We start from the raw sequence: 670 nt of genomic DNA on the forward strand, positions 1-670 counted from the left end.
GCATCGCCGCGGCCGTCGCGCAACTGCGCGGCGTCGCGCTGCCCGACGCGCTCGCAGGCGTCACCGCATCGCCGGCCGCGCAAGCTGTCGCCCAGTCGCTCGCGAACGGCGAACGCCGTGCGGTGTTGCTCGGCAACGTCGCGGTCCGCCATCCGGAATTCGCGAAGCTGCACGCTGTCGCCAAGTGGATCGCCGACAACACCGGCGCCACGTTCGGTTTCCTGACGGAAGCGGCGAACACGGTCGGCGCGCACGTCGTCGGCGCACTGCCGGGCGAAGGCGGCCTGAACGCACGTGAAGCGTTCGCGCAGCCGCGCAAGGGCTACGTGCTGCTGAACGTCGAGCCGGAATTCGATACCGCCGATCCGGCACAGGCACTGGCCGCGCTGAACCAGGCGGAAATGGTCGTCGTGATGTCGCCGTTCAAGCACGGTCTCGACTACGCCGACGTGCTGCTGCCGGTTGCGCCGTTCACGGAAACGGCCGGTACGTTCGTCAACGCCGAAGGCACGGTGCAGAGCTTCAACGGCGTCGTGCGCCCGCTCGGCGATACGCGTCCGGGCTGGAAGGTGCTGCGCGTGCTCGGCAGCCTGCTCGGCCTGCCGAACTTCGAATACGAGACCGCTGAAGAAGTGCGTCTTGCCGCGCTCGGCGATGCCGGCGTCGCGGG

1 protein-coding gene is annotated in these 670 nt (G+C 69.4%); it reads left to right on the top strand.

Features of this window, described 5'->3' with window-relative positions; translation table 11 throughout:
* Positions 1–670, top strand: a 670-nt coding sequence (locus FOZ70_RS38405; protein ID WP_258025842.1) for a molybdopterin-dependent oxidoreductase, incomplete at both ends; no start/stop codon positions are given.

This window comes from Burkholderia sp. COPS, from assembly GCF_019425585.1.
Taxonomy (GTDB): Bacteria; Pseudomonadota; Gammaproteobacteria; order Burkholderiales; family Burkholderiaceae; genus Burkholderia; species Burkholderia cepacia.